The organism is Rhizobacter sp. P3_B12, assembly GCF_056402895.1.
Window position 1 is genome coordinate 1 of record NZ_JBFUGN010000189.1, and the last position, 8,413, is coordinate 8,413.

Consider the following 8,413-nt stretch of genomic DNA (forward strand, 5'->3'; position numbering starts at 1 on the left):
GTGCGCGATGCGAGCCGCTCGCCGCTGTTCGAGACGATGTTCGTGCTGCAGCGCTTCGAGCAGTTCCGCGAGCTCAACGACCTGCTGGTCGCCGGCGCGAGCGACGTGCCGGTCGACTTCGCCGGCTGGCGCGTGACGCCGTATGCGCTGACCCAGCAGGAAGGGCAGTTCGACCTCGGGCTCGGGCTGATCGACCGCAGCGATGCGCTGTCGGGCGCGTTCAAGTACAACCCCGCGCTGTTCGACCGCGCGACGATCGAGCGGCTGTGGGCGCACTACCGCGTGCTGCTCGACGGCATCGTCGCCGACCCGGCGATGCCGGTCGGCCGGCTGCCGCTGCTCGATGCCGCGGAGCGCGCCGCTCTGTTGCCGCCCGTGCTGCCGCCAGCCTTGCCTATCGTGGCGGCCGAGGCCCAGCCGCTGCACCGGCGCTTCGAGGCGCACGCCGCGGCCACGCCGGATGCGACCGCGCTGCGCTGCGACGGCACCGCGCTGTCGTATGGCGCGCTGAACCGCCGCGCGAACCAGGTGGCGCACCGGCTGCAGGCGCTGGGCGTCGTGCCGGGCACGCGCGTCGGGCTGTGCGCCGAGCGCTCGATCGACCTGGTGGTCGGGCTGCTGGGCATCGTGAAGGCGGGCGGCGCCTACCTGCCGATCGACCTGTCGTACCCGGCCGAGCGCGTGGCCTTCATGCTCGGCGATGCGCAGGCGCCGGTGATGCTGACGCAGTCGGCGCTGCTCGCGCAGCTGCCGCCGCACGCCGGTGCGACGCTGTGCCTCGACGAGCCGTCGCTGGCCGACGCGCCCCATGAGAACCCGGCAAGCCCGGTCAGCGCCGACGACCTGATCTACGTGATCTACACCTCCGGTTCCACCGGGCAGCCGAAGGGCACGCTGCTGACGCACCGCGCGGTCGACCGGCTGTTCAGCGCCACCGCCGAGTGGTTCCGTTTCGGCCCGCAGGACGTGTGGACGCTGTTCCATTCGGTCGCTTTCGATTTCTCGGTGTGGGAGCTGTGGGGCGCGCTGGCGCACGGCGGCTGCCTGGTGGTCGTGCCGCAGGCGGTGAGCCGCTCGCCGGAGGCCTTCCTGCAGCTGCTGCACGACGAGCGCGTGACGGTGCTGAACCAGACGCCTTCCGCGTTCCGCCAGCTGGTGCAGGCCGACGTGGACAGTGGCGTACCGCGGCGCACTTCGCTGCGCGAGGTGGTGTTCGGTGGCGAGGCGCTGGAGCTGCAGGCGCTGCGCCCGTGGTTCGAGCGCCATGGCGATGCGCAGCCGCGGCTCGTCAACATGTACGGCATCACCGAGACCTGCGTGCACGTGACGTACCGGCCGATCACGCGCGCCGACGTCGACGCGCGTGCCGGCAGCGTGATCGGCGTGCCGATCCCCGACCTGCGCGTGCTGCTGCTCGATGCGCTGCTGCAGCCGGTGCCGATCGGCGTCACCGGCGAGATGTTCGTCGGCGGGCCGGGCCTCGCGCTCGGCTACCTGAACAGGCAGGAGCTGACGGCGGCGCGCTTCATCGGCGACCCGTTCCGCCCCGGCGAGCGGCTGTACCGCAGCGGCGACCTGGCGCGCTGGCGCCTGCGGGCCGATGGCGCGCTGGAGCTGGAGTACCTCGGCCGCATCGACCACCAGGTGAAGATCCGCGGCTTCCGCATCGAGCTTGGCGAGATCGAGGCGCTGCTGGCGCAGCAGCCGGGCGTGCGCGAGAGTGCGGTGCTGGCGCGCGAGGACGTGCCCGGCGACCAGCGGCTCGTCGCCTACGTGGCCGGCAGCGCCGAGGTCGACGCGCTGAAGCAGGCGCTGCGCGAGCGGCTGCCCGACTACATGGTGCCGGCCGCGTTCGTCGTGCTGCCGMCGCTGCCGCTGACGGGCAACGGCAAGGTCGACCGCCAGGCGCTGCCGGCACCGGCGGGGTTGGCTGCGACGGCGGCGCGGCGCGTGGAGCCGCCGCAGGGCGAGACCGAGCGGGGCCTGGCAGCGATCTGGCGCGATGTGCTGGGCCTGGGTGATGTGGGACACGAGGTCGGCCGACACGACAACTTCTTCGAGCTGGGTGGCCACTCGCTGCTTGCGACCCAGGTGACGGCGCGCATCCGCCAGGCCCTCGACCGCGGCTTCGTGCTGCGCGCGGTGTTCGAGCACCCCGTGCTGCACGAACTGGCGCGGGCCATCGAGGCCGGCCGCGCACCGCAGGCCGCGGCGGCGCCGATCGCGAAACTGGCCAGCGACGGCCCGACACCGCTGTCGTTCGCACAGGAGCGCATGTGGTTGCTGCACGAGCTGGCGCCGGACAGCTCGGCCTACAACATGCCGGTCGCGCTGCGGCTGCACGGCGTGCTCGATCGCGCCGCGCTGGAGCGCGCGCTCGACGCGCTGGTGCAGCGGCACGAGACGCTGCGCACCACCTTCGCGATGGTCGACGGCCGGCCGATGCAGACGGTGCAGCCGCACCGAGCGGTCGCGCTGCCCTTCCACGACCTGCGCGCGCAGGGCCGGCAGGCCGAGGAGGCCGCGATCGCGCTGGCCACCGACACCGCGCGCGCGTACTTCGACCTGGTGCACGGGCCGGTCTTCCGCACGCTGCTGATCCAGGTGGCCGACGACGAGCACGTGCTGCTGCTCGCGATGCACCACATCGCCGGCGACCAGTGGTCGTACGGCGTGCTGGGCCGCGAGCTGGCCGAGGCCTATGCGGCGTTCCGCCGCGGCGCGGCGCCCGCGTGGCCGCCGCTCGCGGTGCAGTACCGCGACGTGGCGGTGTGGCAGCGCGAGCGCTTCCAGGGCGAGGTGCTGGAAACACAGCTCGGCTACTGGCGCCGCCAGCTCGACGGCGTGGCACCGCTGCTGCTGCCGACCGACCACCCGCGGCCGACGATCCTGTCGGACCGCGCCGCCTGGCATGCCGACGTGCTGCCACCCGCGCTGATCGAATCGCTCGAGACCTTCAGCCGCGCCCACGGTTGCACGCTGTTCATGACGCTGTTCGCCGCGTACGTGACGCTGCTGCACCGCTACACCGGACAGGCCGACATCGCGGTGGCGGTGCCGATCGCCAACCGCGAGCAGCGCGAGGTGGAAGGTCTGGTCGGCGGCTTCATCAACACGCTGGTGCTGCGCAGCACCTGTGGCGACGACACCGCGTTCGCCGAGCTGCTGGCGAACGTGCGCACGACGGCGCTGGAGGCGTATGCGCACCAGGAACTGCCGTTCGCGAAGCTGGTGGAGGAGCTGCGGCCGATGCGCGGCCCCGCACTGCCGCCGCTCGCGCAGGTGCTGTTCACGCTGCAGAACGCGCCGATGACCGGCATCGAGTTCCCCGGGCTGCAGTGGGAGCCGGTCGCGATCGATCGTGGCGCGGCGCCGTTCGAGCTGGGGCTGTACATCGAGGCGGCTGTCAGCGGCAGCGTGCTGTTCGAGTATTCGACCGAGCTGTACGACGAGCCGACGATCCGGCGCATGGCGGGGCATTACCGGATGCTGCTCGAATCGCTGGTGGCGGCACCCGCTGTGGCATCCACCACGACGCTCGCGAAGCTGCCGATGCTGACGGCCGACGAGCAGCGCTGGCTGCGGGTCGAGATGAACGGCACCGCGGCCGCGCATGCCARCGATGTCTACCCACGGCTCTTCGAGGCCCAGGTGGCGCGCAGCCCCGAGGCCGAGGCGGTGCGCTACGAGGGCGCCTCGCTCACCTACGCGGCGCTGAACGCGCGCGCGAACCGCGTCGCCAACCGGCTGCGTGCGATGGGCGTCGGCCCGGGGCACCTGGTCGGCGTGTGCCTGCAGCGCTCGCTGGCGCTGGTGGTGGCCTTGCTCGGCGTGCAGAAAGCCGGTGGCGCCTACGTGCCGCTGGACCCCGGCTTCCCGGCCGAGCGGCTCGCCTACATGCTGGAGGACAGCGGCGCGCGCGTGCTGGTGGCCGGCGGCGATGCGGCCGACGGCATCGCGCTGCCGCCCGGCGTGCAACTGCTGGACGTGCTGGCCGATGCGGTGGCGCTGGGCGCAGGCAGCGAGGACAACCTCGCGAGCGCGCCGGCAGCGGACGACCCGGCCTATGTGATCTACACCTCCGGCTCCACCGGCCGGCCGAAGGGCGTGGTGGTGCCGCACGGCGCGCTCGCGAACTTCCTCCATTCGATGCGGCGCGAGCCGGGGCTGGCGGCCGGTGACGTGCTGGCTGCCGTGACGACCGTCTCGTTCGACATTGCCGGGCTGGAGCTGTACCTGCCGTGGCTGGTCGGCGCGCGGGTCGAGCTGTGCTCGCGCGAGACGGCGGCCGACGGCATCGCGCTTTCGGCGTCGCTGGCGGCCAGCGGCGCCACCGTGCTGCAGGCGACGCCGGCCACGTGGCGCCTGCTGCTGGAAGCCGGCTGGACCGGTGGGCCCAACTTCCGCGCGCTGTGCGGCGGCGAGGGGCTGCCGCGCGAGCTGGCCGATGCGCTGCTGGCGCGTGTCGGCGAGCTGTGGAACCTGTACGGGCCGACCGAGACGACGGTGTGGTCGACGGCCGAGCGCGTGATCGGCGGCGGCGCACCGGTCACGATCGGCCGGCCGATCGACAACACGCAGGTGCATGTGCTGAGCCGCGCCGGTGAGCTGCAGCCGGCCGGCATCCCGGGCGAGCTGTGGATCGGTGGCGCCGGTGTGGCGACCGGCTACCACCGGCGGCCGGAGCTGACGGCCGACCGCTTCGTCGCCGATCGCTTCTCGACCCAGCCGGGCGCGCGCCTCTACCGCACCGGCGATCTCGGCCGCTGGACGGCGCAGGGGCGGCTGGAGCACCTGGGGCGCATCGACCACCAGGTGAAGATCCGCGGCTTCCGCATCGAGCTGGGCGAGATCGAATCGGTGCTTGYGGGGCACGAGGCGGTGCGGCAATCGGTGGTGATCGCGCGCGAGGCGGGGCCGGGCGACCTGCGGCTGGTCGCGTACGTCGTCTACCAGCCCGGCGAGGACCTGACCGTCAGCGAGGTGCGGCGCCACCTGCGGCGCGAGCTGCCGGACTACATGGTGCCGTCGCTGGTGGTCGCGCTCGACGCGATCCCGCTGACGCCGAACGGCAAGGTCGATCGGGCGGCGCTGCCGGACCCGTTCCGCAACGTCGCGCCGGTGGCGGCGTACGAGCCGCCGGCGCCGGGCCTGGAGCGTCTGCTGGCCGATGTGTGGCAGCAGACGCTGCAGATCGAGCGGGTCGGCGCCGAGGACAACTTCTTCGAGCTGGGCGGGCACTCGCTGCTGTCGCTGCGTGTCGTGGTGGCGGTGGAGGCGCGCACCGGCTGGCGCATGGATCCGCGCGTGCTGTTCTTCCAGAACCTTCGCCAGATCGCGGCTGCGGGCGCCGCGCATGTTCCTGCTGATTTTTCAGACCACCTGCCCAGCCCATGAACCCATTCTTCTTCGGCACCCGGCAACGGCGGCTGTTCGGCGTGTACAGCCCGGCGCGGGCGTCGGCTTCGGGCGCTGTTGGGTCATCCAGGACACGCGCCGTGGTGTTGTGTGCACCGTGGGGCCAGGAGTATCTGCGCGCCCACCGTGCGATCAAGCAGCTCGCGACGCTGCTGAACCAGGCCGGCGTGCACGTGCTGCGCTTCGACTGGTTCGGCACCGGCGACTCGGCCGGCGAGATGCTGGACGCGAGCCTGGCCGGCTGGCAGGCCGACATCGAGACGGCGATCGACGAGCTGAAGGACACGACCGATGCAGCGCGTGTCGGGCTGGTGGGCCTGCGGCTGGGCGGCACGCTGGCCGCGACCGTGGCGGCGCGGCGGCGCAAGGACATCGACAGCCTGGTGCTGTGGGATCCGGTGGTGTCGGGCGAGGGCTACCTGAAGGAGCTGCTGGCCGAGGCACGGCCGCGTGCAGCGGAGCGCGGCGGCGGGCACGAGGTGATGGGCTTCGCGCTCGGCGAGGCGATGGCGGCGGAGCTGCGCACGCTGGTGTTGCCGGCGGCGGAGTTGCCGGCGCGCACGCTGGTGGTTCGATCGGTGGCAGGCGAGGCGGTCGGGTCATTGCCGGTCGAACAGATCGAGGGCCAGCCCGCATGGCTGGAGGATCACCATTCGGGGGCAGGCGCGGTGCCGGTGAAGGTGTTGCAACGCGTTGCGCAGTGGTGGAGCTGATGGTGAACGAACAGGTGCTTCTGATGGGGCCGCGCAAGGCGCTGGTGGGCATCGTGACGCCGGCGGCCGAGGGGGCGGCGCCCGCGTCCGGGCGGCCGGCGGTGGTGGTGCTGAACTCGGGGATCATCCACCGCGTCGGCGCGAACCGGATGACGGTGCAGCTGTGCCGGCGGCTGTCGGGGCAGGGCTTCGACGCGGTGCGGTTCGACCTCTCGGGCATCGGCGACAGCGAGCCGCGCGACGACGGGCTGGGCTTGCTGGAGGCGAGCCTGGCCGACATCAAGGAGGCGCTCGACACGCTGGAATCGGCACGCGGCTTCAAGCGCTTCGTGCTGGTCGGCCTGTGCTCGGGCGCGGACCATGCGGTGGTCTACGCGGGGCGCGATCCACGGGTGACGGGCCTGGTGCTGCTGGACCCCTCGATCCCGCACACGCCGCGCTACTACCTGAACCACTATGCGCGGCGCGCGACGCGGTTGAGCAGCTGGATGAACATCGCGCGGGGGAAGCATCCGCTGTGGCATGCGCTGGGGCAGCGCATGGGCGGGGCGGGCCATGCGGAGGTGCCGGAAGACGGGCCGCGGGCCGACCTGGATTCGCCGGAGGCCAAGGCCTTCCTGTCGAACGCGTACGCGGCGGCGCATCGGTTGGGCAACCGCTTCCTCGCGGTGCTGACGGCGGAGCGCGAGGACCACCACAACTACCGCGAGCAGCTGATCGACGCATTCCCCGACGTACCGTTCGGCGACCGGCTGCAGCTGGAGTACCACGAGGGCACGGATCACACGTTCACCGCGGAGGCGGATCGGGAGCGGGTGATCGAGGAGATCGTGGGGTGGATGCGCGCTGCCGCGTGAGATCGATGGTCAGGCCTGCTGCAAACGCTTGAAGGTGTCGAGCCAGGTCTGCGCCTGCTGCGCGATGAGTTCTCGCAACCCGGGCAGGCGCCAGACCACCCTGTCCAGCGATGCCAACGTTGCGAAGGTCAGCTCGCACAGCTGAACGGTGCGTTCGATGATCCGGGCCTTCGGCATGTCACACCGCGTGCCGAAATCCAGCAAGCCCAGCCGCGCCGCGAAGAAGCTGCGGTTGCCTTCGAGGTTCAGCGCGAGGTTGTCGTCGGCAATGTAGAGCCGCGTGCAGACGATGTCGTAGGCCGGGGCCATCCGCACCGCGCCGCTCACACTGTCGTACAGCACACCGAAGTTCTTCATGTGCGCATTGCCGTTGCCGAGCATGCACGACAACGCGACCATGTCGAACAGCTGCTCGCGCGCGGTGGGCAAGTTCTCCGGCGAGCAGTACAGGTGCAGCAACCGCAGCACGAGCTCGTAGCTGCCGACGTACTTCTGGTCGGCGGCGCGGCCGGCCAGGGCCAGCATGTCCTCGAAGCCGAGAATGCGCCCGTCGGGCGGCCGGTCGAAGCGTCGCATCACGAACAGCTCGCCGTCGTCGGACAAGTGGAATTCGGGCACCGGCACGCCGGCCTGCTTGACGATGCTCATGCAGATGAACTCGTTGATCGCAAGGCCCGGGAATTCGCCGAGGCCTGACTTGACGATGAGTTCCGAGGTGGGCAGCGCTGCCTTGAAGTCCGGCTGCATGTCGTCGCTGACGCGCTCGGGGACGAGCACCTTGGGCTGCACGCCACTCAACCCGGTGCGCATCAGGTAGCTGTCGACAAGGCGGGCGAAGAGTTCCCGCGAGCCACCGTGTGCGAGCAGTTCAGCGAGGGACTCGCCTTGCACAGGCGTGTCGTTCACAGCTTGCCCTTCCAGCGTGAAGCGCAACCGGCCGATGGGCGCCTGCGACCCGATCACCGTCAGCAGCAGCAGCGGATCGAGTCCGGTGGTTTTCGCGAGTCGATTGCGCAGTTGCTCCAGCACGAAGCCTTCCGGCATGTTCATCTGGAAGATCGGATGCAGCGACGGGAATCCGTAGGGTCTGGCGCGCAAAGGCATGCCGAGCGCTGGTGCCGTTTCGGCCGTCGCATCGGGTGCGAAAGAGAACAGGTAGTCGCCATCGCGCTGCAAGATGCCAGACAGGCCTTGCGGCGTGTGAACCCGCACCTTGGCGGGCGATTCACTCATCGATGTCTTTCAACAGCGCACCGATCTCGTCCAGCGTCGGCCGCTGCGATGCCGCCACCTGGAGTTGAGCGCCGAGTGCGGCTGCAACCCTCGCATACGACGAGGCAGCGACGCCGGGACGCCCCGCTTCGACGTGGATGACCTTCAGGCGCGGGATGCCGGCGATGTGCGCCACGTCGACCAGCCGCAGGC

4 protein-coding genes and 1 pseudogene are annotated in these 8,413 nt (G+C 71.3%); 3 read left to right on the forward strand and 2 right to left on the reverse strand.

The annotated features are described in order from the left end of the window. The 3 genes from AC1D01_RS12755 to AC1D01_RS12765 all read left to right on the forward strand — a co-directional run. On the forward strand, positions 1-5,397 hold a 5,397-nt coding region (locus AC1D01_RS12755; protein WP_477866697.1), incomplete at its 5' end, for an amino acid adenylation domain-containing protein. Further along, a complete protein-coding gene (locus AC1D01_RS12760) occupies positions 5,394-6,131 on the forward strand; it encodes an alpha/beta fold hydrolase (RefSeq protein ID WP_477866699.1) in 738 nt (245 codons plus the stop codon). The genes AC1D01_RS12755 and AC1D01_RS12760, both read left to right, overlap by 4 nt. A 23-nt stretch (positions 6,132-6,154) precedes the next feature. Continuing rightward, the gene (locus tag AC1D01_RS12765; RefSeq protein WP_477866701.1) at positions 6,155-6,988 is read left to right on the forward strand and encodes an alpha/beta fold hydrolase; all 834 of its coding nucleotides are present in this window, start codon (positions 6,155-6,157) and stop codon (positions 6,986-6,988) included. Positions 6,989-6,997: 9 nt separating this feature from the next. On the opposite strand, the gene AC1D01_RS12770 is transcribed toward AC1D01_RS12765, so the two are convergent. Continuing rightward, positions 6,998-8,221, reverse strand: a complete 1,224-nt coding sequence (locus AC1D01_RS12770; RefSeq protein ID WP_477866703.1) for a type II toxin-antitoxin system HipA family toxin — start codon at positions 8,219-8,221, stop codon at positions 6,998-7,000. Next, positions 8,214-8,413: pseudogene (locus tag AC1D01_RS12775) on the reverse strand (hypothetical protein); the annotation flags it as partial. The gene AC1D01_RS12770 and the pseudogene AC1D01_RS12775, both read right to left, overlap by 8 nt.

Bases quoted from the DNA above. Each gene is read 5' to 3' on its own strand.
- AC1D01_RS12760 (WP_477866699.1), top strand. From the start codon at position 5,394: ATGAACCCATTCTTCTTCGGCACCCGGCAACGGCGGCTGTTCGGCGTG.
- AC1D01_RS12770 (WP_477866703.1), bottom strand. From the start codon at position 8,221: ATGAGTGAATCGCCCGCCAAGGTGCGGGTTCACACGCCGCAAGGCCTG.
- AC1D01_RS12765 (WP_477866701.1), top strand. From the start codon at position 6,155: ATGGGGCCGCGCAAGGCGCTGGTGGGCATCGTGACGCCGGCGGCCGAG.